At 41.6% G+C, this 26,129-nt stretch carries 24 protein-coding genes; 8 read left to right on the top strand and 16 right to left on the bottom strand.

The genetic code is table 11. From position 1 onward, the window contains the following. Nucleotides 1–5: 5 nt before the first annotated feature. From IQ276_RS31810 to IQ276_RS31800, 3 genes are all read left to right on the top strand, one after another. Nucleotides 6–425: a response regulator gene (locus IQ276_RS31810; RefSeq protein WP_190881783.1), complete on the top strand. Its 420-nt coding sequence runs from the start codon at nucleotides 6–8 to the stop codon at nucleotides 423–425. Nucleotides 426–1,325: 900 nt separating this feature from the next. After that, a complete protein-coding gene (locus tag IQ276_RS31805) occupies nucleotides 1,326–1,817 on the top strand; it encodes a response regulator (protein WP_309245623.1) in 492 nt (163 codons plus the stop codon). A 647-nt stretch (nucleotides 1,818–2,464) separates the two neighbouring features. Then, nucleotides 2,465–3,358 carry a GNAT family N-acetyltransferase gene (locus IQ276_RS31800; RefSeq protein WP_228043554.1) on the top strand — a complete coding sequence of 298 codons (894 nt, stop codon included), beginning with the start codon at nucleotides 2,465–2,467 and terminating at the stop codon, nucleotides 3,356–3,358. Nucleotides 3,359–3,494: 136 nt separating this feature from the next. On the opposite strand, the gene IQ276_RS31795 is transcribed toward IQ276_RS31800, so the two are convergent. The 7 genes from IQ276_RS31795 to hemE all read right to left on the bottom strand — a co-directional run bounded on the left by IQ276_RS31795 (nucleotide 3,495) and on the right by hemE (nucleotide 10,849). Further along, nucleotides 3,495–4,238, bottom strand: coding sequence for a 3-oxoacyl-ACP reductase family protein (locus IQ276_RS31795; RefSeq protein WP_190881780.1), 744 nt, complete (start codon nucleotides 4,236–4,238; stop codon nucleotides 3,495–3,497). Nucleotides 4,239–4,271: 33 nt separating this feature from the next. Further along, nucleotides 4,272–5,009: a M50 family metallopeptidase gene (locus IQ276_RS31790; RefSeq protein ID WP_235116141.1), complete on the bottom strand. Its 738-nt coding sequence runs from the start codon at nucleotides 5,007–5,009 to the stop codon at nucleotides 4,272–4,274. A gap of 403 nt (nucleotides 5,010–5,412) precedes the next feature. Beyond that, nucleotides 5,413–6,291, bottom strand: coding sequence for an FHA domain-containing protein (locus IQ276_RS31785; protein ID WP_221708694.1), 879 nt, complete (start codon nucleotides 6,289–6,291; stop codon nucleotides 5,413–5,415). A 226-nt stretch (nucleotides 6,292–6,517) separates the two neighbouring features. Then, nucleotides 6,518–7,240: a 6-phosphogluconolactonase gene (gene pgl, locus IQ276_RS31780; RefSeq protein ID WP_193923320.1), complete on the bottom strand. Its 723-nt coding sequence runs from the start codon at nucleotides 7,238–7,240 to the stop codon at nucleotides 6,518–6,520. A 349-nt stretch (nucleotides 7,241–7,589) separates the two neighbouring features. After that, nucleotides 7,590–8,336 (bottom strand): ribonuclease PH, encoded by a 747-nt coding sequence (rph, locus tag IQ276_RS31775; RefSeq protein ID WP_193923306.1) that lies wholly within the window; start codon nucleotides 8,334–8,336, stop codon nucleotides 7,590–7,592. 132 nt (nucleotides 8,337–8,468) lie between these two features. Continuing rightward, a complete protein-coding gene (locus IQ276_RS31770; protein ID WP_193923304.1) occupies nucleotides 8,469–9,407 on the bottom strand; it encodes an NAD-dependent epimerase/dehydratase family protein in 939 nt (312 codons plus the stop codon). A 380-nt stretch (nucleotides 9,408–9,787) separates the two neighbouring features. Beyond that, on the bottom strand, nucleotides 9,788–10,849 hold the full coding sequence (gene hemE / locus IQ276_RS31765; protein ID WP_190877969.1) for a uroporphyrinogen decarboxylase: 1,062 nt from the start codon (nucleotides 10,847–10,849) through the stop codon (nucleotides 9,788–9,790). Nucleotides 10,850–11,153: 304 nt separating this feature from the next. Here hemE and IQ276_RS31760 point away from each other — a divergent pair, with 304 nt between their 5' ends. After that, nucleotides 11,154–11,894, top strand: coding sequence for a hypothetical protein (locus IQ276_RS31760; RefSeq protein WP_193916257.1), 741 nt, complete (start codon nucleotides 11,154–11,156; stop codon nucleotides 11,892–11,894). A 207-nt stretch (nucleotides 11,895–12,101) separates the two neighbouring features. Here the strand turns inward: IQ276_RS31760 and IQ276_RS31755 are convergent, their stop codons facing one another. Next, nucleotides 12,102–12,722 carry a DUF8692 domain-containing protein gene (locus tag IQ276_RS31755; protein WP_193916254.1) on the bottom strand — a complete coding sequence of 207 codons (621 nt, stop codon included), beginning with the start codon at nucleotides 12,720–12,722 and terminating at the stop codon, nucleotides 12,102–12,104. 483 nt (nucleotides 12,723–13,205) lie between these two features. On the opposite strand from IQ276_RS31755, the gene IQ276_RS31750 reads away from it, so the two are divergent. Continuing rightward, on the top strand, nucleotides 13,206–14,537 hold the full coding sequence (locus tag IQ276_RS31750; protein ID WP_193916251.1) for a glycosyltransferase: 1,332 nt from the start codon (nucleotides 13,206–13,208) through the stop codon (nucleotides 14,535–14,537). Further along, nucleotides 14,534–15,277 carry a class I SAM-dependent methyltransferase gene (locus tag IQ276_RS31745; protein ID WP_193916248.1) on the top strand — a complete coding sequence of 248 codons (744 nt, stop codon included), beginning with the start codon at nucleotides 14,534–14,536 and terminating at the stop codon, nucleotides 15,275–15,277. Before IQ276_RS31750 ends, IQ276_RS31745 begins: the two co-directional genes overlap by 4 nt. 191 nt (nucleotides 15,278–15,468) lie before the next feature. Here the strand turns inward: IQ276_RS31745 and IQ276_RS31740 are convergent, their stop codons facing one another. From IQ276_RS31740 to IQ276_RS31720, 5 genes are all read right to left on the bottom strand, one after another. After that, nucleotides 15,469–16,368, bottom strand: coding sequence for a S66 peptidase family protein (locus IQ276_RS31740; RefSeq protein WP_193916245.1), 900 nt, complete (start codon nucleotides 16,366–16,368; stop codon nucleotides 15,469–15,471). Further along, nucleotides 16,365–17,696 carry an ABC transporter substrate-binding protein gene (locus tag IQ276_RS31735; protein ID WP_193916242.1) on the bottom strand — a complete coding sequence of 444 codons (1,332 nt, stop codon included), beginning with the start codon at nucleotides 17,694–17,696 and terminating at the stop codon, nucleotides 16,365–16,367. The genes IQ276_RS31740 and IQ276_RS31735 overlap by 4 nt, the downstream gene beginning before the upstream one ends. Before the next feature lie 19 nt (nucleotides 17,697–17,715). After that, the gene (locus IQ276_RS31730; RefSeq protein ID WP_193916239.1) at nucleotides 17,716–18,369 is read right to left on the bottom strand and encodes a glycosyltransferase family 2 protein; all 654 of its coding nucleotides are present in this window, start codon (nucleotides 18,367–18,369) and stop codon (nucleotides 17,716–17,718) included. Nucleotides 18,370–19,166: 797 nt separating this feature from the next. Beyond that, on the bottom strand, nucleotides 19,167–19,514 hold the full coding sequence (locus IQ276_RS31725) for a DUF5615 family PIN-like protein (protein ID WP_193916236.1): 348 nt from the start codon (nucleotides 19,512–19,514) through the stop codon (nucleotides 19,167–19,169). Further along, complete coding sequence (locus tag IQ276_RS31720) at nucleotides 19,515–19,829, bottom strand: DUF433 domain-containing protein (protein ID WP_193916233.1); 315 nt, start codon at nucleotides 19,827–19,829, stop codon at nucleotides 19,515–19,517. Between the two features lie 171 nt (nucleotides 19,830–20,000). Here IQ276_RS31720 and IQ276_RS31715 point away from each other — a divergent pair, with 171 nt between their 5' ends. Next, complete coding sequence (locus IQ276_RS31715; RefSeq protein ID WP_193916230.1) at nucleotides 20,001–20,378, top strand: VOC family protein; 378 nt, start codon at nucleotides 20,001–20,003, stop codon at nucleotides 20,376–20,378. A 144-nt stretch (nucleotides 20,379–20,522) separates the two neighbouring features. On the opposite strand, the gene IQ276_RS31710 is transcribed toward IQ276_RS31715, so the two are convergent. Beyond that, nucleotides 20,523–23,153 carry a DNA polymerase III subunit alpha gene (locus tag IQ276_RS31710; protein ID WP_193916227.1) on the bottom strand — a complete coding sequence of 877 codons (2,631 nt, stop codon included), beginning with the start codon at nucleotides 23,151–23,153 and terminating at the stop codon, nucleotides 20,523–20,525. 182 nt (nucleotides 23,154–23,335) lie between these two features. Between IQ276_RS31710 and IQ276_RS31705 the strand changes: the two genes are divergently transcribed. Next, a complete protein-coding gene (locus IQ276_RS31705; protein ID WP_193916224.1) occupies nucleotides 23,336–24,631 on the top strand; it encodes a dicarboxylate/amino acid:cation symporter in 1,296 nt (431 codons plus the stop codon). Between the two features lie 20 nt (nucleotides 24,632–24,651). Here the strand turns inward: IQ276_RS31705 and IQ276_RS31700 are convergent, their stop codons facing one another. Then, the gene (locus IQ276_RS31700) at nucleotides 24,652–24,831 is read right to left on the bottom strand and encodes a hypothetical protein (RefSeq protein WP_228043005.1); all 180 of its coding nucleotides are present in this window, start codon (nucleotides 24,829–24,831) and stop codon (nucleotides 24,652–24,654) included. A 512-nt stretch (nucleotides 24,832–25,343) separates the two neighbouring features. Then, nucleotides 25,344–26,114 carry a 3-methyl-2-oxobutanoate hydroxymethyltransferase gene (gene panB / locus IQ276_RS31695; protein WP_193916221.1) on the bottom strand — a complete coding sequence of 257 codons (771 nt, stop codon included), beginning with the start codon at nucleotides 26,112–26,114 and terminating at the stop codon, nucleotides 25,344–25,346. Between the last annotated feature and the right edge of the window lie 15 nt (nucleotides 26,115–26,129).

The raw sequence follows: 26,129 nt of genomic DNA, 5'->3' as shown, positions 1-26,129 counted from the left end.
ATGACATGAATATGCTAGGGGAGGTAAATATAATCGGCAAAACGATATTGCTCATTGATGATGAACTCAATGTACGTGAGACAGTAGAATTTTGCCTCAAGGATTTAGCTGGTTGGGATGTGGTGACAGCAGATTCTCCATTAGAAGGATTGCAGAATGCAGTACGCCATAATCCTGATGCGATTGTATTAGATATCTCAATCCGTGATATGGCTAGTTTTGAGTTTATGAATAAACTAAGAAATAATCCAGAAACTCAAGCTATTCCTGTAGTACTGCTCAGTGCTAAAGCGCGATGGCTCGATTCGCAAATTTTGCGACAGTATCAAGTTGCAGGTGTAATCCTCAAACCCTTTAATCCAGTTACCCTCCCTGCTCAAGTTGCTCAACTGCTGGGTTGGGATTTTACTTTACTAACGGATTAAACAAAAATGCATCATTTATAGCCCAATACAGTTCAGTTAAGCTTTTTTCTCTCCTCCTGCTTCCCCTGCCTCCCCTGCCTCCCCTGCCTGCTTTAACAAATAAATTTCCTTAACCCAAGCGTATTGATTTATAGCCGAGACGGAGAAGGGTTGGGGAGAGGTTCATCGAACTCACGTTGTCTTAGAGGTTGTTTGAAAAGTGGTTGGCTGTATCTTTGCACTTATTGATCCCCCCTAACCCCCGTTAAAAAGGTGGGAACCGGAATCAAAGTCCCCCTTTTTAAGGGGAGCCACTGCGGTTTTGGGGGTTTCCCCCATGAGCAAGTGGCGTGGATTTAGGGGGATCTAGAACGTTTTGCTACCAATAAGATGACTTTTCAAACATCCTCTTAGGAAATGAGCGATGCCTGCGGTTCTTGCTAGCCTATGCTAATTCAGTGCTTGTTGAGATTTTTTAAAACTTGTTAACTACTTTCATTTCTTTATCAGTTCTTTATTTTCTGTTTATAAATTAAAGGTGTTGGCAGTGAAGCCAAAAGCGAATGACTTTTTTGTGTTTAACTTTTTTAATAAAACAACAATTTTATGACAAACTGCCCTTGCTGTTCAAACCAAATGCTTCGTCACATTCGTTTACAAGAAACCTATTGGTTCTGCCGCCACTGCTGGCAAGAGATGCCTAACCTGAGTTCAGAAATGAACAAGAGGACTTTAAATTTTACTAGAAAAAGCACATCATTAGTCAGACAGCCAATTTCCTCATTTTATTGAATGAAATTCCTTCCGAGTTACCGCCTCTAGTTACTGACCAGAAAGAAAAAGGTACAAGCCCCTAAATTTATTTATGGGGTTCTTACTTTTGATTTTTGAATGCGTGACTTTTGACTTCCCCGAACGCGAGTGCGTCTCGCTCCAGAAGGGGCTGACCTAGCTATCCTAACTCGGATTGTATTAGAGTTACTCAACAATGCTTGTTTGATGTACCCTCCCACTGGGAAGGAAGTAGTTATGAAAGATCAAAATTCAGCGAAACCTAGAGTACTGATTGCAGACGATGAAGAAAGTAGTCGAGTTTGTCTTACTATTGTACTTGAGGATGAAGGCTGGGAAATAACTCAAGCAAGAGATGGCAAAGAAGCATTAGAAAAGGTGTTGAAATCGCAACCAAACTTATTGATTTTAGATTATCAAATGCCAGAACTAACAGGAGCCGAAGTTTATCAGCACCTGCAATTGCATAGAATCAAATTGGCAGTTGTATTAATTTCGTCATACACCGAGCTAGAGAAATTAGCCTCATCTTTAGGTATCGCCTATTTTCTTCATAAACCATTTGATATTCCAAAGTTACTGACCACAATTCAGTCTGCTTACGAAGAGTCCATAAGCTAAAGGTAGTGTACTAGTACAAGAAGGCAGGAATAAATATAGCATTTAAGAGAAGCAAAAAACTGATTTTTTGAGTGTTTCACCTTCTTCTTCCTGCCTTACTGTACTAGAGGAATCCGGTTTTATTTTTGAACATAATTAAGTATTTCTAGTGGCGTGTCAAGGCTAAAATAGTGCAATAGAAAAATTTGATTATGTTTTTAAACTTTAATTTTTCAGAAAATTTTAATGCAATATTTTAGTCTTGACACACCACTACATATCTTTTCAAAAATCAAATAATAGTTCTATAGCCTCGAAAAATATACAGCAGTTTTTTTCTTTTGCATAAAGTAAAAATTTACGGTTTTTGAGGCAGGAGCTAGAAACTCTTTCTTTATATCTCATGCGTCATACCATTTCACGAAAATCTTGATAAATATAGATTTACCGTAGGGTAGCACAGCTGTGCTACCCTACCAAGGTATTTGTATCAACTTAAAAGTGAAATGGTATGAATCCTGCATTTTGTACAATTAGAATTGGTATGAAATGGAATATACTATTGGGCATGAATAGTACTCTCAAGGGTACTTTTTGCTATAGACAATCAATGAGTCTTTGATACTTGTGAATAGAGTTAGGATCTCTACTCTTTTGCCCAATGCCCGATGCCCACTGAGGAGTTTTTTGTGCCTACCTTGAAAGTCCTACAACCTGGAGATGAGCCATTACTGGAAGCTTTCCTCTCGGAACATGCGGATACTTCAATGTTTTTGCGCTCTAATTGGCGAGCTGCGGGACTGGTTGACCAGGGTGCAAGATTTCAAGGAACTTATATAGCTGCCTACATAAATGAAGCTATCGTGGCAGTTGCAGCGCACTTTTGGAATGGGATGGTAATAGTTCAAGCCCCTGTACATTTAGCAGAGGTGGTGCAAGTGGCAGTAACTCAATCTGGACACCCCATTGCTGGAATTAGTGGCCCAGCAGCACAAGTTGAAGCGACAAAAAGCGTTTTGGGACTTAGCAACCGACTAACTCAACTTGATGAGTCTGAGATATTATTTTCTCTAACGCTAGCAGACTTGCAAATACCTCCAGCCTTAGCAGGAAAAGAAGTGCAGTGTCGTTTACCACATGCAGATGAATTGGAATTACTGAGTGAATGGTGCGCTGCCTATAATATCGAAGCTTTAGGACAAACAGAAACTCCGAATTTACGACCAGCTTGCCGTCAGGTAATTGAAGCGCGTCAAGCTACGTCTATGCATTGGATATTGCTAGCAGAAAATACTCCAGTTTCCTACTCTGCGTTTAATGCCAGCTTGCCAGATATTGTCCAAATTGGTGGAGTATGGACACCGCCAGCGCTGCGGGGTAAAGGCTACGCCAAAAGTGTTGTAGCAGGCTCGTTGTTAGAAGTGCGATCGCACGGAGTAAAACGTGCCATCCTATTTACAAGCCAGGACAACCAAGCAGCACAAGCAGTTTATCGAGGAATTGGCTTTCTACCCACTGGCGAGAAGTATGGCTTAGTCTTGTTTGAAAATACTCAGGGATGATGGGCATTGGGCATTGGGCATTTGGAGTGCTGAGTTAGGAGTTAGGAGTTAGGAGTTCTGCCCTCATCTCCCTCATCTCCCTTATCTCCCTCATCTCCCTTATCTCCCTCATCTCCCTCATCCCCATGCCCACCCATTAGGCTGTAAAACCACCGTCAATCTTCAAGCTTGCGCCGGTAACGAAACCTGCCTCGGCACTGGCGAGATAGGAAACCATCCCAGCAATCTCGTCGCTGTGTCCGTAGCGTTGGAGGGCAATCATTCCTTTTATGCTGTCGGCAAAGGGACCGTCCGCCGGGTTCATATCTGTGTCCACTGGGCCGGGTTGGATGTTGTTGACCGTGATGCCGCGAGGTCCGAGATCGCGGGCGAGACCACGCGTGAAACTAGCGATCGCACCTTTGGTCAAAGCATAGACAGAGCCGCCAGCAACGGGCATAAGGTCACTGTTGACGCTGCCGATGTTGATGATTCGCCCACCCTCGCCCATGTGGCGGATAGCTTCTTGGGTAGCCACGAAGACACCCTTGATGTTAACCGCAACGAGTCGGTCAAAGTCCTCCAAAGAGAACTGGTCGATGGGGGCTATGGTAGCGATCCCGGCGTTGTTAACGAGGATATCGAGACGACTAAAGGCTGTCACCGTCTCGGCGACGGCGTTTTTTACCGCTTCGACATCGGCACTATCGGCACGTATCGCTAAAGCTCGTCCACCTGCCGATTCGATCGCACGCACTACCTCGTCGGCTTTTTGTGGCGAGGTAGTGTAGGTGAGGGCTACTGCTGCGCCATCGTCCGCCAGACGTTTGGCGATCGCCGCCCCTAGACCACGGGAGCCACCAGTGACTAATGCAACTTTCCCTGTAAGTTTTTTTGCCATAATTGGGTTGTGAGCCTAAATATACTATTATGCTCAACGATAGGCAACGCGGAGACTTTGGACTAAAATCACTCCCGATGCGATCGCCATTAACCCACCCCAAAACCAGTAAGGCAAAAGCAAATACCGCTGCATTTGTGCTGTATCTGAGAGTCCAAGGGGGCCAGCAGAGCTACTAAATAAATAATCTAGTTGATGGTATGTACTCACACAAGCTTGTACACCCAAAAATTGAATGCTAAACCCTTGTGCCCAACGAGGTGCCCTCAGAGCAATACCCAAAATTATTAAACCCAACAAAGGAATTGCCACCAACCCAAACGCAGAACGCACCCAAATTAATGTAGAAAATAACAAAAAACTCCCTAAAATTTTCAAACTCAAGGAAGCTGCTGTAAAACTGCGGGAAGCGAGAATCAAGGCTGCACCGGCAAGAGGTGGCCCCATTGGTCCTGCTGCTGCTACCATTGCCGGCCCGATTGGCCCCAATGATGACCGAATGCCATAAGTTGCAACACCGGAACCATTGCTAAAAATTTCCAATTTCTGAAACTGTCCTCCTAATAGGAGTGCCATTAAGCCGTGACCCATTTCATGAAACCAAGTTGCCAAGATTGTAAATGGGTATAAGATATAATCTCCTCCTGGAACTTGCCACAATAAAGCAGTAGCGATCGCCGCTGCAACTAGCCACCTCAGCCCCATGCGTTCTACAAGTGGCGGAGCTTCTGTTGTTAGCAAGTTTTCAAAATTTTTGCTTGGTTCCTTCATAAATAAATCAATTTTAGATTTTAGATTTTAGATTACAATACAGAACTCAGGAGTCAGAACTCAGAATTAATCAGGATTTACGCAAAAATGACCTGAAATATTTGATTTCTCGTAGGGGCAATTCATGAACTGCCTCTAAATTTTGTACTGGATGTGTAAGTCCCATTAATCAGGAATTGAGCGTGATTGGTATATTAATTTATTAAATGTTCTCTTGGTTCTTTAACTATTATGACTCCTAACTTCTGACGGTCGGCGAAGCTTTCAAAAGCTCCGCTCCTGAATTCTTCCGATTTTAGATTTTCCCCACAGATGAATTTGAGGACATTTAATTTTGGATTTTAGATTCTAGATTTTCTCTTCAATCCAAAATCCAAAATTCAAAATCTAAAATTGGCAATCGCTAAGCAAGTTGAAACAGGAATGTCATCATGTCTCCTTTGCCCAAACTAATGCGATCGCCTGGGCGCAAGCGGTGACGGTTCCCCGGTAAGAGGGGCAAGTTATTGATGTAAGTGCCATTGGAACTTCCCACATCTTCAACATAGTGAGCGTCTCCTTCCACGCGAATATCTGCATGAATCCGCGAGACAATTTCTGAATTGGGAAATCCTGAAACATCTATATCTGGAGGAATCCGGTCATTGGGCTTGCCGATATGAATCACAGAGAGATTTTGCGGCAATTCAATCAGCATATCCGTTTGAACATGGACTAACCGGGCATTCACCTGCTGCAATTGCGTTCTCGCAGCAGTTGTCATTAGTGGTGCTGCTGGTGCGGATACTTCAGCTTGCTCTTGTGGTGGTGGTTCCAAAGGTGGTGGTGTAGGAATACCTTGGCTAGATACCACGGGTTGAACTGCAACAGTTGGCGGTGGTGTTGGGGGGCTGTTTTCTGTAACAGATGGCTGTGGCGGAGTTACTGGGGGAGCCGCCACCGCTGTTGGTGGTAAAGATGAGGTAACAGGAGGATGGGAGTTGGCAGAGGCGCTAATTCCCAACGCATCTGGTTGTAAAAGTTCTACAAGGGGATCGGGTGAAACTAACGGCGGTACTTCTACGGACATATCGGGAGTCACTGTTGCAGCCACTGGGGCGTGAACATGTGGAACTCCTGTTGAGTGCAAGTTATAGCCACACTGACCACAGAACGCAGCATCTGCCTGCACCGTTGCCCCACAACTGGGACAGTGAGTAGTTGCTGGTAACGGCGTATAACAAGCTTCACACTGGACAGCGCCGTCAGGATTGGGATGATTGCAATTAGGGCAGACGATCATCGATTTTAGCCTTTGTTCAAGATCATCATAAAATATGGTGGGATTGGCAAGCTCCAGGGGCGGCCTTAGCTTTCGATTCTAGCAATTACTCCTGAAGGGACGGAGGGACGCGGGAGCAGGGGAGCAGGGGAGCAGGGAGCAGAGGGGAAAGAGGTAATTTTTCATTTTCCCCCTTGCCCCTCGCCCCCTGCCCCTCTGCCTCTTCCCATGCCCAATGCCCTCTTCCCTAAGGTTGGAGTTCCAAACCTGCTGCTGCATCCAGCAGCCACCAAAGTTCTCCTTGGGGCTGAATTAAACGGGATGGGTAAGTGAAGTCATCGGCTACAGGTGCAAAGACTTGCGCCAAAGCTGGTCTTTTGTTAGCACCAGCAACCAGAAAAATCACGCTGCGAGCAGAGTTGATGAAGGGGTATGTGAAACTTATCCGCAGGCTTTCGTTTTTGTTACCTACAGTAACCAAGCGATCGCGTACTTTCAGAGCCTCTGTGTGGGGAAACAAAGATGCGGTGTGTGCATCATCACCCATCCCCAGTAATATTACATCCAACACGGGAAACTCCGCCCCAGAAGAATTGAAAAATTCTTTTAGATGCTGTTCATACTTAGCAGCAGCCAGGGCTGGCTCAGCTTCTAAAGTTGGTACGGGGTGAATGTTAGCAGCTGGGATATCAACATGATTTAGCCATGCACGACGCGTCATCAATTCATTGCTATCGGGATGATCTGGCGGTACATAACGTTCATCCCCCCAGAATATATGAATTTTATCCCAAGGCAATTTTTGATTGGCGATCGCTTCGTATAACGGCTTAGGTGTACTGCCGCCTGATAAAGCGATGGTAAATCGCCCCCGCTGCTCAATGGCAGTTTCTAACTTGGACAGAACTAATTCTAGCGCTCTTGCAACCAGCGCTGGCTGATCCGGTAGAACTTCAACCGTTTTGTTCATAGCTTTATCATCATATTGCTGGCTTCTGGCAATACAATACCGAACTTCTTACAATCCCCCTTTTTAACTTTTGAAACATTTAACATCGTAGATTAGCTAGCTTGAATAAACTTAGACGCACCTTATCACCTTCATGTGTAAGTTGTCAGTAGTCAGTCGTACTAACTACTGTCATCATTAATTTTTATTGACATCCTGTTACTTAATACTTGCTTGATTGACGCCAGATGGCTGATTTTATTAAAAATTAATAAAATTTAATAAAAATAATTAATTACTGAATTTTGGGTAGTACGGTAGCACAGATGCGCTACCTTAATGTGTATTTTCAGTAGGTACTAATGATATATTACAAATTGCCCACAAATAGGTTTTCCCAGTCAGCGATCGCTTCGCGTTGAGCGATTAACAATTGCTCGATTCCTTTTTGGGCGACATCTAGCAGTTGATTCAACTGACTACGGCTAAAGCTACCTTCTTCGGCTGTTCCCTGGACCTCAATGATTTCCAGATGTTGATTCATCACCACATTAAAATCTACTGTTGCAGCCACATCTTCGATATAATTTAAATCTAAAAACGGCTCTTTTTCCAGTAATCCTACGGAAATCGCTGCTATCTGTCCACACAGAGGCGATCGCTCCAATGTCCCCTGCTGCAACAATTTAGAAATAGCATGAGCCAAGGCGACAAAAGAACCTGTAATCGCTGTGGTTCTGGTTCCAGCGTCAGCTTGCAACACATCAGCATCCACAGTCAGCGTATGCTCTCCCAGTGCCTCAAAATCCAATGCTGCGCGTAAACTGCGTCCAATTAAGCGTTGAATTTCTTGTGTCCGTCCAGATAATTTCAATAATTCCCTTTCTTGGCGTTTTTGTGTAGCAGATGGTAGCATCCGATACTCAGCAGTTAACCAGCCTTTACCTGTTCCTTCCAGAAACCTGGGAACTCCCTTGGTTACACTAACGGTACAAAGTACCTGAGTATCACCGCATCTTGCGAGAACAGAACCGGGAGCAAAGTGGGTGAAACTGGGGTAAAAGCTGAACGGACGTAGTTCGTAGGGAAGACGACCGTCTGGACGCTGCCAAGCCATTGGAGTTGCCTCAAGATTTTATGAAATACTGTTTTAAGGTTACCTTAGTGTTTTGGCTTACTCCCATTTTTTGTGCTTTGACAACATTCTTACCCCTAAATTCTGACTTCTGAACTCTTCTTCAACCTAGCCTCAAGTTAGTTTCAAAACATCACTCATGGTTGCACAGTAATTTGACAAGCCAAAACTGCTAGGATTAATCGCATTTTCATAACTGAAATGCCGATAATTCATGCAGAACCTATCCCAAGCAGCCATCCGAATGCGGAACAAAACAATAATCAAATTTGCTAAAGCTATAGATACGGGAATGCGAAAGTAAATCTTTTTGCCGAAATAAGCACAAAATTCTTCTATTGCTTCGTTAGCAGTTAATTTTGCTTGACCTAAAACAAACCGACGTGATTGATCGTTTTGAGGAGGATGAGCGATTAAATATTGTACTACAGTGGCAATGTCTCGCCCGTGGATAAAATGAAAACTACCATCTGCATCAAGAAAGCGAATCAAGTTAATATATTTCGTAACTTCTGCAATTCCAGATGTGACAGGAGAATAGGGTTTATTCGCATCACCACCTAAAACTAAAGTCGGAAAAACTGTGGTGATTTTGGGTGCTATTTCTAGTTTTTCTTTTTCATGTAAACAATCATATTTAGAACGGATGTAATCTGTACCAATTTCCCCAGCTTCTTTTAATGGTTGATTGTGCCGATCCAAAACGCTAGCTGTGGAAAAATAAATTACTTGTTGGCATTTATTTGGATCTAAGAGCTTCATCAACTCTATAGTTTTGTTGACATTAATATCAAATGTCTGCTCACCACCCCAAGCTGTGGCAGTGAGTACTGCTGTATCAATTGTTGATAGCAAATCAGCAAATTGGCTAATGTTTTGCATATCGCCTTGCAAAACATTGATACCTGGACGTGCGTCAGTATCAACTTGCAGTTTATTTGGGTTTCTAACTAGCAGAAACAGATCGTAATCTGTTTCTTGAATTAAAGCTTCTGTTAGATAATGACCTATACAACCACTTGCACCAGTGACTAAAATCCGTTTCTGGCTCATAAATAATTTCTAAAAAGTTAGGAGTTAAACGTTAAGAATTAAGAATAAAGTTAAAAGTTCCGAATCAGGAGTTAAGAATAAAAAATAACTTTGGATTTCGCAACTGATAGAGGAGAATTCAGAATTCAGAATTCAGAATTCAGAATGGGCTACGCCCCGCTGCGACAAGAGAAGTAAAACAGGCTTTATACATGGGTTTTAGTCCTAGTTTGTGTACTTCATGTTTCTTGAAATCCGCTGCAACTTAAAACTTTATAGGTGATAGCTTTGCAAATTTTAGATTTTGCGTCGCAGCTTTGGTGGCTTTCAAGAAGAATTTGGATTTTGGATTGCAGAAAAAATCCAAAATCTAAAATCTAAAATCCAAAATTGAATGGCTCCTAACCTTTAACTCCTGCCAGATTTAGTTCCTTTGCGGTTTCAAAGAAGAAAGCGACATTTTCTTCTGGAGTTTCTGGTAAAACACCATGACCGAGGTTGAGAATGTGACCCCAATTCCCTGCTTTGCGAACGGTATCATAAATCCGATCGCGGATAAACTCTTTAGAGCCAAATAGCACGCCTGGGTCAAGATTTCCTTGGACTTTGACTTGTTTGCCCAATCTTGCCCGTGCATCTGCCATATCCACTGCCCAGTCTACAGTGATGATATCTGCACCGGATTTGCCCATTCTTTCCAACACACCAGCACTACCGCTAACTAGCAAAATCAACGGTGTATCGGGGTGGGTTTGCTTGATTTGCTGGAAAACTCTCTGCTGATAAGGTAGAGCAAAGGTGTCATAATCTTGGGGACTCAATTGACCCGCCCAAGAATCGAACATTTGCACAACTTGGGCACCAGAGTCAATTTGATAACGGGCATAGATGGCGATCGCATCTGCTAATTTTGTTAACAATTGATGCAATATCGTCGGATCGGAAAATGCCATGTTTTTGATGATGGAATAGGTTTTAGAACCTTTTCCTTCCACCGCATAAGCCGCTAATGTCCACGGCGCACCCACAAAGCCCAACACCGTGGATTTATCGCCTACTTCAGACCGCAACGCCTGCAAAATTGTTTTGATAAAAGGTAGAGCTGCTTCTGGTTCTAGGGGATGCAGGTTATCAATTTGTTCTTGAGTGCGGAGGGGCGAATGAATGATTGGCCCTTTACCTTCGGCAATGTCCATGTCAATGCCCAAACCAGGTAATGGGGTGACAATATCAGAAAATAAAATTACGCCATCTGGCTGGAAAGCTTTCCAGGGTTGCAGGGAAACTTCAATTGCCACTTCTGGAATTTCCGAGCGATCGCGAAACGAAGGATACTTATCTCTTAAGTCTCGATATGCTTTCATATATCGTCCCGCTTGTCGCATCATCCATACAGGGGGACGATCTACTACTTCACCACGAGCAGCCCGTAACAGATGAGGAGTTGTCAACGAAACACCCATTTATCACTTCATCCTAAGTCACTTTTTTATGCCACTGTTTAGCTTATCATTCTGGGATTACGCTTTTTCAGAATAAAAGGGGAGTGGGGATTGGGGACTGGGGACTGGGGACTGGGAAATAGGATAAAACAGGAATCAATATTGAATTGGGAATTGGGAATTGGGCATTGGGCATTGGGCATTTGTCATTTGTTTTTCTTTGCGTCCCCGCGTCCCCGCGTCCCCGCGTCTCTCTCATCTCCCTCATCTCCCCAGTCCCCAATCCCCAGTCCCCAATCCCCAGTCCCTAATCCCCAGTCCCCCTATGCAATCTGACTCCAACAGTCCCGATCATCTTGCATCTGCTAATAACGAGCCTAACCCAGGAAAGTTTTTGATTCCGCGATCGCAGCGACAGAAGTTCTTTTTTCAGTTTACCTTAATGACGCTGATCGGATGGGTTGTCGGTGGCGTTGCCAGTATCGCTTTAGAGAAAATTATTCTCCAAAACCTATCCCTAGAGCTGCAAACCTGGAGCATTGTGGTCAGAGGTCTGGGCAATATTGTGTTTGCGCTGATTTTCGCCGCAGACCAAGCCCTTGTCCTTTACCGATATTTATCTGGTTGGCAATGGATATTTGCTACTAGTGTTGGTTGGTTAATTGCCAACGGTGTTTCTACAGCTTGGATTAACTACATTTCATCCTTTGCCTCATCGTTAAATCAAACTTTATCTCCTGAACAGACTTTTATTTTGGGATTTCTATCTGCGATCGCTTATATTATTTCTGGTATTTGGCTAGGGATTTGCCAATGGCTGGTATTAAGAAGATATACAGCAAGCGCTTGGTGGTGGAATTTTTTACCTTCAATCTCTTTCTTATTAATTACTATTTTGGTTTGGTTGCTTTTTCTTGTGCAAAATTTCATTCCAGAAGCAACCCGTAATTTTATCTTGTATTGGAGTGGACAAGGACTTACAGCAATCATTCTGGGAGCTATCCCAGCAATTGGTCTGTGTACTTTGAAAAGAAATTCACCCCGCCAAAGTGGAATTTCTCCATGATTTTTATCAAAATATTCCATAATTTGCTATGGGACTCATATTTGATTTTTAGGAAGCTAGTGGTCTGTCCCATAAGTTCTGAGGGGTTAAAATAACGAACCGCAAAGGCGCGAAGTACACGAAGAAAGAAGAAAAAGAAGAGACGTTTTCGATGAATTGACCCAGCAAAATTAATGGGACAGACCACTACAATTATCTGATAACTGTTCACTGATAACTGTTCGCTGTTTTCAGGGAATTTAGTACCTCCTCATAACAAATAACCCAAAAATAAAGTGCAACATTTATACCGCTAAATAACTTGGGTATTCCCTCTAGCAAACTGGGAATTGCATTACCGTTTAAGTGTAATGAGTCAACTGCAATAGCAATGAACAATAAACTTATCCCAATTGTGAGTAAGAAGTATGGTGTTGATTTTATTTGTCGCCAACAAGCTAACCCATATGATATGGCAATAATAGCGTAGAAACAGATAGTTACTAATTTAGGAATACCAACTTGCAAGAAAATTATATGAATTCGATAAATTTCGTTGAGCAGAAAACCTGTTGTTAATAAAGACGAATAAAAAATAAATTTATTATTTTGATTACGAGGGGAAATTTTTTTGAGTAATCCCAAGCTAAAAGCACAAACTAACGGTGGTACACAACATAGTAATTGAAAACTATGTGTTAATAAACCTGCACTGGGATATTCTGGAGAAGGAGGCGGCAAAAATAAACCTCCTACTGATGAATTAAATAGTTTGGCATGAGCAATCAAAGCAAAAACCAGTAATAAACATAAACCATTAAGCCAAAATATAGAACGATAAATATTCATAAATTATAGGTAATATTAATATGAAATATTATTGAATAACACATAAATCAAACAAATACTTCAATGGGTAAAAAAATTGTAGAATTCTTAAGAATACTTAAACTTTCACTAAAGATCAATAAAAATAAATGACTCAAAATTTTCTCTTTAGTGCTTTAGTACTTAAATTTCACTCGAACGAGTCTAATGATTTTTGATTACATACTCGTCAATTTTGCCGCCTACTTACTCAATTGGCAATTGAATTATTACCAGTAAACCAACTTAAGTAGAATAACATGGTTTGTATAGTATAATCAGCAAGTTTGGTTTAATTTAGACAAAAGCACTTATGGTAAGATTGCTGAGGTGGCCTTGTTTAGGCAGCTATTTGGAAAATTCATTGAGCTTCAAGCAACATCTACAAGAATTTTTCCATTTAGATTCAGAAATCCTCGTGGCGTGGTTAGCCGACAAATATAATGTGTGGAGTCTATACATTGTATGACTCATTTCGGTGCTATCTGCCCTGCCGCAACTGGTCACCTCAACACCATGACCGCTTTAGGGCGTGAACTACTAAGGCGTGGTCATCGCGTCACGTATTTGGGCATGGCCGATGCCGAACCTAATGTCAGGGCTGCTGGTTTAGAATTTCGCGCCATATCTGCCTCTGAATATCCTCCGGGAGCAATGGCAAAATTACATGAACGGCTAGGAGAACTCAGTGGCTTGGCAGCATTACAATACACTACCAATTTATCTGTAAAAACAACAACTTTCTTTTTGCAGGATGCGCCATTAGTTATTAAAGAAGCTGGTATAGAAGCCCTTGTATTCGATGAAGGTATATTTGGAGGCAGCACTTTAGCAGACTTTCTTAACATCCCATTTGTTACAGCCTGTTCTGCATTAGTAAACGGTTTTGAAGACTCTATTCCTCCATACTTCACAACCTGGAAGTATAATCCAGACTGGTGGGCACGGCTACGTAACCGTGCTGGTTATGCTGTCCTAAATGCGTTCTCGAAACCTATTCGGAATATAGTTTCCCAGTATCGCCGTCAGTGGAATTTGCCTCCCTGCTCTAATATCAATGACTATTACTCTGTTTCCAAGTTAGCAATCATTAGTCAACAACCCCCAGAGTTTGAATACCCAAGACGTGAATTGGCAGACATACTCCACTTTACAGGTCCTCACTCGGACTCCGCAGCCAGGAAAGCGGTAGATTTTCCGTTTGAGAAGTTGAATGGCCAACCCCTAATTTATGCTTCAATGGGGACATTACAAAATCGGCTACAGCATATTTTTTACCAGATTGCTGAAGCTTGTGTTGATTTAGATGCTCAACTGGTCATTTCTCTTGGTGGTGGACTTGAACCGGAAGCCCTGCCAAACCTACCAGGAAAACCGTTAGTTGTTAAATATGCGCCACAACTAGAATTGCTACAAAAAGCCAGCTTGACTATTACCCATGCTGGAATGAATACGACAATGGAATCACTTTCTAACGGTGTGCCTTTGGTTGCTATTCCTATTACTAATGATCAACTAGGTGTAGCAGCACGTATTGTTTGGACTGGTGCGGGGCAACTGATTACCACTTCACGTTTAAATATTAGTAGGTTGCGTCAAGCTATTCAAAAAGTACTGACCCAAGAATCTTACAAACAAAATGCTGTCAGGTTGCAAAGCGCAATTCGCCAAGCAGGAGGAGTTCCCCGTGCCGTTGATATTATTGAACAGGCAATATCGACAAATAAGCCGGTGATTAATGAGATTGTATCAGTTCATCAAACTAAGATTTTTGACAAAAATAAATACAAATTATGAGTAAAATACCAGTTCCATCTTTTTTAAGTAGCCATTGGACAGATTCATTTAACTTGAAGCAACATCTACAGCGATTTTTGGATTTAGATTCCGAAACACTAGAGTTGAAGTTAAAGGCTGGTGAGCAACAAATGGCTGAGTTAGGTCATAAGGATTTTGATTGGGAACAAGCAGCAGCTTTTTATCGTGAGAAGGTAAAAGAGGTTTACTTATTTGATTTAGGATCGTGGCATTTAGCAGAGTATGACTATATTGAAAAAACACTGCTATTGATTGCAGATCATGCTCAAGGTCGGGTATTAGATTTTGGTGGTGGCATTGGAACTCACACAATTGCTGCTGCCCTTTGCCCTCAAGTTGAGCAAGTGTTTTACTGTGATATTAATCCTATTAGTCGTGATTTTGCCCGTTATCGATCTGAACAGTTAGGGTTGAGTAATAAAATCACTTTTTCTGAGGAAATACCCGTTGAAGAGACTTTTGATACAATTATTTGTTTTGACGTTTTAGAACATTTGCCAGACCCCAGTCAGCAGCTGCTACGGTTCCATGAAATTCTCAAACCTGAGGGCAAAGTGATTCTCAACTGGTGTTTCTATAAAGGTATTAATCAACAGCATCCTTTGCACATGGATGATCCAGAAGTAGTAAAGACCTTCTTCCAAACAATTCAGACCAACTTCTTAGAAGTTTTTCACCCTTACGAGATGACAGCTCGTTGTTACCATAAATGGAGTTAAAATAATTCGTAATTCGTAATTCGTAATTCGTAATTACGTTTTGTAACGGGGATTTAACCCCGACACAAAACGTTCTGCCTGTAGAGGCAGGGGAATTAAACTGAACATACTTTGTTAAATTGAATTTAATTGTAACAATGCCTTTTTGTTTTTTGTCTGTGTAAAAATGAGCAATGGTGAAATTTTTACAGTCAATTATTGATAACCAAAGTCCCTGCATCCGCATCTAAAGTTGCTTCTACACCCACTGGTAAGGCTGCATTCGGGCTATTGTGACCAAAAGGCAAATCAGAGACAACAGGAATCCCCAAATCACCCAAGCGATCGCGCAATACTTCTTCTACACTAAAGCTAGGCACGTTTGGCGGGGCTTCACAACGAGTAAAACCACCCAAAGCAATGCCGCGAACTTTTGCCAAAACACCACTTAAACGCCACTGTGTAAGCATTCTATCGATGCGGTAGGGTGCTTCTGTAACATCCTCCAGTGCCAAAATTACACCATCAAAATTTGGTTGGATTGGTGTACTTAAAAGATGAGTTGCTACTGTCAAGTTTCCTGGTAACAAAATGCCAGTTGCAATTCGACCACCCCAACCACAACCTTTAATAGAAGCCACAGAACGACCTTCTACCCAATTAAACAATCGCTCGATTGACCAATCTGGCTCATCAACAAGGGTTGTCAGCACAGGGCCATGAACGCTGGAAATTCCCACGTTATAAAGACTCCACAACAGGGCGGTGATGTCAGAAAAGCCAATCAACCACTTGGGAAATTCTGAGTTTTGTTGCCAATGCCAATTTTCTAAGATGCGGGTGCTACCGAAACCACCTCTGGCGCAGAGGATACCGCGACAATCTGGGTCTTGCCATGCGGCTGCTAGCTGGTTGCGGCGGTTTTCATCGGTGCTTGCTAAATATCCCCATTTGTCATCCACCTTAGGGCTAATTTCAACTTGGTAGCCGCGCGATCGCCAAATTTCTATACTGCGCTCAAATGCCTCAAATTCTCGTAAAGCACCGCTAGGAGCAATGACTCGTAACAAGTCACCAGGTTTCAGGGGTGCTGGCAGGATTTTAGATTTCATCTAGGTTGTAGGGAATCCCAAATTGAGTCAAGGTTGGTTTGGGCTTTTTGAAGTGCTGTTTCTGGAGACGCACCGAGCATGGTAGCTTCGATCGCTCTACCCAGAGCATCAGACAAACGACTATAACCAGGAAGATTTGGTCTATAGCCTGATACAGACATTTGGTCAAGAAAAATTTTCAAAATAGGTTTTTGCTTCAGAAATTCTTGATAAGTTTGACTATTGGCTGATTTTATGTTTGTTGGTAAAAAACCCGCTCCAATACTCCATTCTGTTTGGAATTCTTCACTCAAAACATACTCAAAAAATTTGAGTGCGGCTTGTTCTTTTGCGGGTGTAGTTTTCATCAAAAACAAATTTCCAGTGCCTTTGACTGAGGCTTGCTGGAGGTTTCCAGGTATGGGAAATACTTGGAAATCAACATTGGACTTCATAATCAAAGTCCAGGGGCCTGTGATTTGCATGGCCACACGACCTGAAAGAAAAGCGTCTTCCTCATAACCTCGTTCTGGGGGAGAAAGAGTTGCTGAACCATCTTTTAATAAATCTTGCCAGAATTTTAACGCGGCGATCGCTCCCGGATTCATCAAATTTGGGCGATTATTGGTGACAATTTCTCCTTTCGCACCTAATAAAAAGGGGAACCAACTAAAGACAGTCCATTCTCCCTTTCCTAGAGGCAATAAAATTCCATACTGTTCCGGTCGATTATCACCATTGCGATCTATAGTTAATTTTTTAGCAACTTCCCTCAATTCTTCCCAAGTCTTAGGCATTTGCGTAACTCCTGCTGCTTGGAAAAGTTTAGGACGGTAAAAAATGCCCATATTAGCAGTAGTCAAAGGAACTGACCAAATGTGACCGTCAAATTCCAATTCCTCAAATAAACTAGGAAAAATTTCCGACTTTTGTGGCAATTTGGAGAGCCAATTTTCCAGAGGTTGAATTGCTTCTAGTTGTGCAAACTGACCTGTCATTTGTGGGGAGAATGACAATATATCTGGAGCCGCATTGCCAATAACAGATATCAATATTTTCGGTAATACTCCGTCTCCTCCGACATAGATAGAATCTACATAAATGTCAGGATGAGTCCGATTAAATTTATCTACTAATTTATTAAATAGATCCCGATGAGGAGGTGGATTAATACTTTGCCAAAGTGTTAGATGAATTGCACCGTTGTCTTTTGGTGTTGCACTTTGACAACTAGATAAAAATAATAGACATAAACTCAGGACAATTCCTAAAAATGAGGTTTGCCATTTATAGCTAGTATGCTGAAGAAATATATTTTTTATTGGAAATAGAGAAAAGGTGATTTTCATACCAAGTATTTATGCAAGTTTAGGAGATATTATCCATAAAAATCTTGGTAGTACTAGTTTCCGATCTAGTATAAACATAAGATTCTGGCTCTTTTATTCTTTGAGTTTTAAATATTTTTTCGGCGCGAGACCACAAATCTGCATCTTCTCCATAATGAATATTATTAAATCCTTTCAACTCCCAAAATACTTTTCTTTTGCCAAAAAATGTCCCGCCTACAACACATTCTCGAATGCTAATTTTTTCACCTGGTTTAAAATAATCAGCAACGAAAAACTCTTCTTCGATTTCGTATCCGCCTTCAATTAAATCAATTTCAGGATTAGCTCTCATATATTCAAACCGTGACTCTAGATGATTTGTTTTGTATGTGTCATCGCTATCTATGAATGTGATGTAGTTGCCGAATGATGCTTGAATACCAGCATTTCGCCCATAAGCAGCTTTGCGATTTTGGTGTTTGAGATAACGGACATTATTAAATTTTTGCAAATAAGGATTGACAACAGTAAAAGTGTTATCTTGGCTTCCATCATCAACTACGATGAGTTCCCAATCCTTAAAGGTTTGATTAATCACACTATCGATGCAATTATTTAAATAATTTTCTCGGTTATATGTACTTAATATGACTGAAATTTCGGGAATCGGATTAAAATTTATACTACTCATCGTTCGGATCTATAGAATATTCAATGTGATTTTAACAACAAACAATCAAGACATTACTCGTCACTCAATTTTAGATTTTGGATTTTAGATTTTAGATTATCCCCATACATTAATGCAGGGGCTTGAATCTAAAATTTGAGATTTTGGATTTTAGATTTATGCCATGAATAAATTCAGGGGCTTGAAACCTTTTTAAATTTTGAATTTTTAATCCAAAATCCAAAATTTAAAATTCGGTCACAATTCAGATTAATCTTGAGTGAGTGGAGAATGAATCAACAGTTTGAAATTCTCCAGCAAATTTGAAATTCGGTGGTCTTGAATTATTGACGATTCTCACTCCCTAACTGCTTGCCTTCAGAATTCTGATTCACAGCTTTTCCCACATTTCGTTCGTTGCGATAATAGCGTTTTCAGCTACTAAATTTTTACTGCTTAAAGCTTTCAATAGTCTTGCCCATATACTAGTGCGATCGAAGTTATAAACGGCTGTAAGATTTTAACACATAACTTTTTCCTATCTTCTAAAAATTCGCTGCTGCCACAACGGCCTCTGGCATAGAGGATACTCAAGATTTTGCCATACCGCTGCTGCTAGTCTGACACCGAAGGAAGTCCTAACTAGGGGCAAACAGAACTTTGAGGGATGTAAAGAAAGCGATCGCTCTTGAGATACCGTTTTGTTGAAAAATATTGTAAGTGTAAGTACTTTTTAGAAAACAGGAATCAGAATTCTGAATGCTGAATTGATAAACTATAGAAACATGGGTTACATAACTAGCGAGTGAGACTGCTCACTACAAAGGCAAGTATTCAATAGTGTTCAACCACTCATCCTGCTCAGAGGCTTGTGCAATTAGCTCTAAATCTTTGACATATTGCCCAATTGTACCTCCTAATTGATGCCCAAAAATAAGTCCTGCAAAGGATTTACCTTGGCCTTGCCAATCTTGGGCCATTGCCTTAAAGCGAATATCTTGTGTAAAAATTACTCGCCCCAGCAATCGAACACGTTCTAAAAGTTCATCGTCGGGCAATTCATCTGCATTATCCTCGATCGCACTGAGAACATCTACATTACGGCGACGAAGCTGATCGGTGATGGCTTGAGGGACATGAACATCCATGTACAACTTAATTGTCACTTATAAAAGTCCCCTAGCCCTCATTCGTATAGCAAACGGAGAAGTTGGAGCCTGAACTTTCGCTTGTTGTGCTTGTTCCCATTCAGCGCGAATCTCATTATCAATCTCGTCTTGATGGTCAAAGTAATACCCCATTGCTGCGTAGGCTTCAGCAGGGCGTAAGTAAGGATGCTGGCGGCACATCTCTTCAACGGACCAGCCATAAGCTATATAATCCATCACAAGTTGAGCGACTCGAATGCGAGGCAGTCTTTGTAAGTGAGCAGCCTGACTCTGTAGTTTTTCTATGTGAGGATAAGTAATTTCAGAGGTCATGGCAGTCTTGCGATCTGTTTAAAACTTCAATCTAGTATAGACGAATCATCCACTCGAATAATTCGCACATTTTTTTATACTTAAATTCTCAGATTATTTGTATTCATATCGCTCTTGAGATGCCGTTTTGTTGAAAAATATTGTAAGTACTTGATCTAAAAATCAAAGCTTATGTTTGACCATATATCCTTTGGCGTCAGTAACTTAGAACGCAGCCTAGCTTTCTATGACGCTGTGCTTGCGCCGTTAGGCATCAAGCGGATTTTTAATTTGACTGACATTGCTGGTTATGGTGCTGATAATTTCCCCAGGTTTTGGCTTATGAGTCGCCAAAAGTTTACCCATGAGGTATCAAGGGGCTTTCATCTGGCATTTACCGCTAATAATCGCGCTGATATCGATGCTTTTTATGAACAAGCGATCGCTTCAGGAGCCAAGGACGACGGTAAACCCGGATTACGCCCAAATTATCACCCCCATTATTATGCCGCTTTTGTGATTGATCCCGACGGGTATCGCATAGAAGCTGTTTGCCACGAACCAGCATAATTAGTCATTAGACCTCTTGCAAAAGTCTTTCTTTGCGTTCTTTTCTCTGCGCCTCTGCGCCTCTGCGTGAGACAAAAAAATATTTATGCAAGAAGTCTATTAGTCATTGGGCATTAATCTCCGCGTCTCCCCCACTCCCTGATCTCAATTCGGCAAACCCTCCACCCGCATCAAATCTAATTCGCGTTCAAATATTTCATCAATAGGCAACATTTGACCATCAATAGTCATAAATTTATGGTCTTTTGTTGCCCGAATCACTGAACCATCTTCTAAACAATATTCAAACACCTCTTGCTGTCCGCGATCGTGCCACTGTGCCACAGGTTGACTATAAACATTCCCATAATTATCAACACTGTACACACTACATTCAATGCCTTTTTCGACAATTTTGCCAATCGGCAAAAATCCATATTCTACAGTCAATACTTCCGTATCAGAACTTAAACAATATTCAGCAAACTTCAACATCTGCTCGAATAATTCTTCAGCTACTTGTTTTTTCACACCATTTTTTGCCGAGCCATCGACGAATTTTTCCCGCTGCTTTTGCATCTCGGAAACTTTCTTTTTCCCCATTGCCCGACGCAGCAAATCAGCTTGACCTAAAGAATATCCAGCCATATCCTGAGCAATTTTCATGATTTGCTCTTGATAGACCATGATTCCATAAGTTTCGTCTAATATTGGTTCTAAAATACTGTGTTCATAATCAATATTTTCTCGACCGTGTTTGCGGTTAATAAATTTCGGAATCAGTCCTGCATCTAATGGCCCCGGTCGATAAAGTGCCAAAATTGAAGAAATATCTTCTATATTAGAAGGCTTCAAATCTCGGACTATTTGACGCATTCCCGAAGATTCCAATTGAAATATTCCTTCTAACTCACCAGCTTCTAATAGTTCATAAGTTTTTTGGACATCTTTTGGCAGGGTGCTATGTTCGCCTTTAGCTAATATCTTTTGTGCTTTTCTTTCCTGGCGGGTAATTTCATCTGGATCAACACGATATCCTTTAGTTTCTTGAATTAAATCAAGGGTTTTTTGAATTAGCGTCAAGTTACGCAAACCCAGAAAATCCATTTTCAACAAACCCATTGATTCCAGATCTTCCATGAAATACTGGGTAATTACAGAACCATCATTATTCTTTTGGAGCGGTACAATTTCATCTAGTGGTTCATCTGAAATCACTACACCCGCTGCATGAACACCAAAGGTTTTGTTAGTTCCTTCAATTCGCATCGCCATATCAATCCAATGGCGAACATGTGGTTCTTTATCATATTTTTCTTTAAACTCTGGTTCTGGAGTTTGATCGGAAATCATCACCTTGAGTTTAGTTGGTTTCCCCCGCACCACAGGAATTAATTTCGCCATTTTGTCGGCTTCACCGTAGGGAATATTTAATACTCTGGCGACATCTTTTAAAACTGCTTTAGAAGTTAGGCGGTTAAAGGTAATAATTTGAGCAACTCGATCTGCACCGTATTTCTCAGTTACATAATCAATCACTTTATCTCGTTGTTCAATACAGAAATCCGTATCAATATCAGGCATGGATTTTCGTTCTGGGTTCAAAAACCGCTCAAACAATAGCCCATGATGTACAGGATCAATGTTGGTAATTCGCATTGCATAGGCAACTAATGAACCAGCCGCCGAACCGCGTCCAGGTCCCACGGGAATATTATTATCTCTGGCAAATTTAATGTAATCCCATACAACTAAAAAGTATTTGGAAAATCCCATCTGCTGAATCATTTTTAGTTCGTATTCCAATCTTTCTTTATAGACGGAATCGACTTCATTCCGGGATTTGCGACTTAACCTTTCTAAAAGTCCGTTCCATGCAACATCTTCGGCGTAGGTATCAGCAGTATGACCAGAGGGAATTGGCGGAGTAGGAATTTGAGGCTCACCCATAATATGGTAAGGCTCGACTTTCTCGGCGACTTCTTCAGTGGTGGCGATCGCCTCTTCAATCACATCATCCAGCAAATGGTCACGAAATAGCTGCTTCATCTCTTCACCAGATTTGAGATATTCTGTGCCGCTATAACGCATCCGCTTATCTTCAATAATTAATTTGCCAGTCTGAATACATAGCAAAGCGTCGTGTGCTTCAACGTCAAAACAAGAAATAAAATGCGAATCATTGGTAGCAATAAATTTAATACCTAATTCCCGCGCAATTTTAACTATTTCAACATTTACAATTCGGTCTTCTTGGGAACCGTGGTCTTGAATTTCTAAATAATAATCATCACCAAATACATCTTTATACCACTGAGCGACTTTCCGCGCTGCATCTGGTCTACCACTGAGAATTGCTTGGGGAACTTCTCCACCCAAACAAGCGCTAGTAACAATCAACCCTTCATGATATTCTTTGAGTAAATCTTTATTAATACAAGGACGAGAAAAAATTCCTTTGCCTTGAACACCTTTGAGGTGAGAAATTGTGGTTAATTTGACTAAATTTTTGTAACCTTTGGTATTTTTAGCTAAAACTACTTGGTGATATTTCGGACGGCGTTCTTGTTTTTCAATATCGCCGTTAATGACATACATTTCATTGCCGATAATCGGCTTAATATTTTGACTACGGCAAATTTTAATCAATTCAACTGCGCCATACATGACACCATGATCGGTAAGGGCGATCGCTTTCATTCCCAATGCGATCGCTCGCTCCACCAACTCTGGTAGCTGACTTGCTCCATCAAGCAAACTGTAGTCGCTGTGAATATGCAAAGGGACAAAGGACATAAGCGCCTCCAAGCACAAGCCAAAAATATCTCTCAGGGGCTACCCTTTCGAGCCGAATTTTGCAAAACAACGGGATCTTAGATTAGCAGTTTTTACACAAAAATAAAGCTCCTGTTTTTCCGGATTTGCCACTGTCACAAGTGTGGTTTTAATAGTTACAGCAGTCAATCCGCATCTAACCAATGAGTCATCCAGAAAATCCTACTTCACCTGAAACCAAAGCTAGGCCTTGGTGGCAGCGTATTCCTCTGACGTTACAAATTGTTATCGCCTTAATAGCCGCCGTTAGCGTCGGCATTGCCCTTGGTGCAGGAAATCCCAGTCCCACCAACGCCGCCCTGATTAACAATTTAGCAATTCCGGCTGAGTTGGTGTTAAAGGCTCTCCGCGCCTTAGCTACACCCCTAATTTTGGTAGCAGTGCTGCATACTTTGATGACTACAAATATCCCTGGTACAGCCGGACGGCGGCTAGCAGTGCTACTTTTAACCAACACTACCGTAGCTATTTTAGTGGGACTTTTTGTAGCAAACGTCCTGCGTCCAGGAACCTGGGGCAATAATGTAGTCACCTCAACAAGTACACAAATTACAGGTCAAAGTCTTGACCCTTGGGGACTGATTAAAGATGCTGTACCAGAAGCTGTCCTCAAGCCGTTAGTTGATAATAATGTCATCCAACTAATTGTCATTGCCCTGAGTTTTGGCATTGTTCTGCGGGCATTAAAATCCGAACAAATTGCCCAAGGAAAGAACGGATATCAGCCCATTGAAGACGTCATCGGGATTTTGTTTGAAGCAGTAGTCCGCATCCTCAATTGGGTAATTGCCTTGGTGCCTTTGGCAGTCTTTGGGATTGTAGCTAAAACTGTTGCCAAAGAAGGCTTTGTCCCCTTTCAATCTTTGGGTGCATTCATTGTGGCGGTGCTGCTAGCACTGCTAATACAAGCTTGCTACTACCTCACCAGAGTCAAATTTGGTTCTTGGGTACACCCCCTAAAGTTTCTAGCTGGCGGTTCTGATGCCTTTTTGACAGCTTTCTCGACTTCTTCCTCGGCGGCGACAATGCCCGTAACCTTTGAGGTCTTGCAAACAAAAATTGGTTTAAGGGAATCCTCTGCTGCCCTGGGAGCATTAGTAGGAGCAAATTTCAACAATGATGGTACTGCCCTCTATGAAGCAATGTCTGCATTGTATATTTCCCAACTAATTGGGCAACATTTGAGTCTGGGACAGCAAGTAATTGTCATCCTCACCTCGATTTTTGCATCCGTCGGTGCAGCGAACATTCCCAATGCTGGACTAGTAACAATGACACTGGTGTTTACTTCTGTAGGTTTACCTACCCAGTACATAGCTTTGCTCGTGACTGTAGATTGGTTTTTGGATCGCTGCCGTACTGCGATTAATGTCATGGGAGACATGACTGTTAGTACCTTACTGGACGGTAAAAAGCCCCGTACTGTAGACGAGGCTTAGTTTGTCGGCTTTTGATGTAGTTAATGCTGTTGAGGCCCCTTAGCGTCACATTCTTTGGTCCAGCAGCGTTCTAGCAGTTGAAGACGCCAGATCAATGCAAAGCGATGGGGATTCAATACTAATTTAGTATCGCTACTAAATAAGGGCTGGTTGAGATATTGCCAAAGAGGAAATTTAATTTTGGTGTCTTTTGGAGTCATAAGAACGACAAATATTATAAAAGTTTAGTGGCAATCGTTGGCATTTTGTCTAGTAACTGCCTGATACTGTTTTTCTAGTTAAAGACTACACTGGGTTTCTACAATTGTCCTGGTGGCAATTGCGGAATTTTCGGAGGTGAATTATGTTGTTTCCGCTTTAATACTTAAATTCGATTTTACTTTTAATTTTTATCTGCAACACCTCTCTCCTAATAGGCTATCAATTATCCGAATTTTTCTTAACATTTTCGAGAGTAGTAACTCACTATCCAAAAACTGATAGCTTTGTTTATAATTTTTAATAAAAACTCAGCTTTCAGCACAATCACCAGTGTTAGTTTGTTAACGGTATTTAACACCTCTGTGTTCAATGTGGTTGTAAAATAAAAGTTTAAAAATTGATAATCGATAGCTTACCAGGGCAGAGACTTTGAATGTATCCCCCTACGATGTAGACATATTTCTGTAGAAAATCAAAATCGTCGCAGATTCTGTAAATTCATCGCATTTGTTTAGGGAAACTTCCGTTCTCGCACTTCTAAGGCATAATCTTGCACGGCTTTAGTAATGGTCTCCCGCAAATTTGTGTAAACCTTGGCAAATGGTGGATTCTTCTCTGCAAGACCGAGTACATCTGAGGTAACTAAAACTTGGCCGTCACAGTGAGGTCCTGCACCAATACCAATTGTGGGAATGGTAAGTTTTTGTGTAATGTGCATTGCCAAATCTGCGGGTATATGCTCTAACAACATGGCAAAAGCACCAGCTTGTTCGAGAGCGATCGCTTCATTTAAAATTCTCTCACTCGCTTCTTCGGATTTACCCTGTTGTCGCAAACCGAGTTGATGTACTGATTGGGGTGTCAAACCAACATGACCCATAACTGGAATTCCGGCTTTCACCAAACGGGCAACTGTCTCTACCATTTCTGGATAACCACCCTCTAACTTGACGCCTTGCGCTCCAGTCTCTTTCAAAACTCTACCAGCTGAATGTATCGCTTGTTGGATGCTTTCCTGGTAGGTCAAAAACGGTAAATCAACCAGTAAAAAAGCGCGTCTAACTCCTCGACGCACAGCTTTGGCGTGGTAAATCATTTCATCTAAAGTTATCGGCAGAGTTGTTTCATGGCCTAGAACTACTGCCATAGAGTCACCTACGAGGATTAAGTCTACACCAGCTGCGTCGAGGAGTTGAGCGATCGCATAATCCCAGGCGGTCAACGCCACAATTGAACGTCCCTGTTGTTTCCATTGAATTAATTGCTGGGTAGTGATTGCCATTGCCAATTTTGGATT

This window comes from Desmonostoc muscorum LEGE 12446 (genome assembly GCF_015207005.2).
Classification (GTDB): domain Bacteria; phylum Cyanobacteriota; class Cyanobacteriia; order Cyanobacteriales; family Nostocaceae; genus Nostoc; species Nostoc muscorum.
The sequence above is the reverse complement of the archived record's forward strand: the minus strand, read 5'-3'. Positions and strand labels throughout refer to the sequence as shown.

Coding starts and splice junctions, on each gene's coding strand:
- IQ276_RS31810 (WP_190881783.1), top strand. CDS start 6: ATGAATATGCTAGGGGAGGTAAATATAATCGGCAAAACGATATTGCTC.
- IQ276_RS31800 (WP_228043554.1), top strand. CDS start 2,465: ATGCCCACTGAGGAGTTTTTTGTGCCTACCTTGAAAGTCCTACAACCT.
- IQ276_RS31795 (WP_190881780.1), bottom strand. CDS start 4,238: ATGGCAAAAAAACTTACAGGGAAAGTTGCATTAGTCACTGGTGGCTCC.
- IQ276_RS31790 (WP_235116141.1), bottom strand. CDS start 5,009: ATGAAGGAACCAAGCAAAAATTTTGAAAACTTGCTAACAACAGAAGCT.
- IQ276_RS31785 (WP_221708694.1), bottom strand. CDS start 6,291: ATGATCGTCTGCCCTAATTGCAATCATCCCAATCCTGACGGCGCTGTC.
- pgl (WP_193923320.1), bottom strand. CDS start 7,240: ATGAACAAAACGGTTGAAGTTCTACCGGATCAGCCAGCGCTGGTTGCA.
- rph (WP_193923306.1), bottom strand. CDS start 8,336: ATGGCTTGGCAGCGTCCAGACGGTCGTCTTCCCTACGAACTACGTCCG.
- IQ276_RS31770 (WP_193923304.1), bottom strand. CDS start 9,407: ATGAGCCAGAAACGGATTTTAGTCACTGGTGCAAGTGGTTGTATAGGT.
- hemE (WP_190877969.1), bottom strand. CDS start 10,849: ATGGGTGTTTCGTTGACAACTCCTCATCTGTTACGGGCTGCTCGTGGT.
- IQ276_RS31760 (WP_193916257.1), top strand. CDS start 11,154: ATGCAATCTGACTCCAACAGTCCCGATCATCTTGCATCTGCTAATAAC.
- IQ276_RS31755 (WP_193916254.1), bottom strand. CDS start 12,722: ATGAATATTTATCGTTCTATATTTTGGCTTAATGGTTTATGTTTATTA.
- IQ276_RS31750 (WP_193916251.1), top strand. CDS start 13,206: ATGACTCATTTCGGTGCTATCTGCCCTGCCGCAACTGGTCACCTCAAC.
- IQ276_RS31745 (WP_193916248.1), top strand. CDS start 14,534: ATGAGTAAAATACCAGTTCCATCTTTTTTAAGTAGCCATTGGACAGAT.
- IQ276_RS31740 (WP_193916245.1), bottom strand. CDS start 16,368: ATGAAATCTAAAATCCTGCCAGCACCCCTGAAACCTGGTGACTTGTTA.
- IQ276_RS31735 (WP_193916242.1), bottom strand. CDS start 17,696: ATGAAAATCACCTTTTCTCTATTTCCAATAAAAAATATATTTCTTCAG.
- IQ276_RS31730 (WP_193916239.1), bottom strand. CDS start 18,369: ATGAGTAGTATAAATTTTAATCCGATTCCCGAAATTTCAGTCATATTA.
- IQ276_RS31720 (WP_193916233.1), bottom strand. CDS start 19,829: ATGACCTCTGAAATTACTTATCCTCACATAGAAAAACTACAGAGTCAG.
- IQ276_RS31715 (WP_193916230.1), top strand. CDS start 20,001: ATGTTTGACCATATATCCTTTGGCGTCAGTAACTTAGAACGCAGCCTA.
- IQ276_RS31710 (WP_193916227.1), bottom strand. CDS start 23,153: ATGTCCTTTGTCCCTTTGCATATTCACAGCGACTACAGTTTGCTTGAT.
- IQ276_RS31705 (WP_193916224.1), top strand. CDS start 23,336: ATGAGTCATCCAGAAAATCCTACTTCACCTGAAACCAAAGCTAGGCCT.
- IQ276_RS31700 (WP_228043005.1), bottom strand. CDS start 24,831: ATGACTCCAAAAGACACCAAAATTAAATTTCCTCTTTGGCAATATCTC.
- panB (WP_193916221.1), bottom strand. CDS start 26,114: ATGGCAATCACTACCCAGCAATTAATTCAATGGAAACAACAGGGACGT.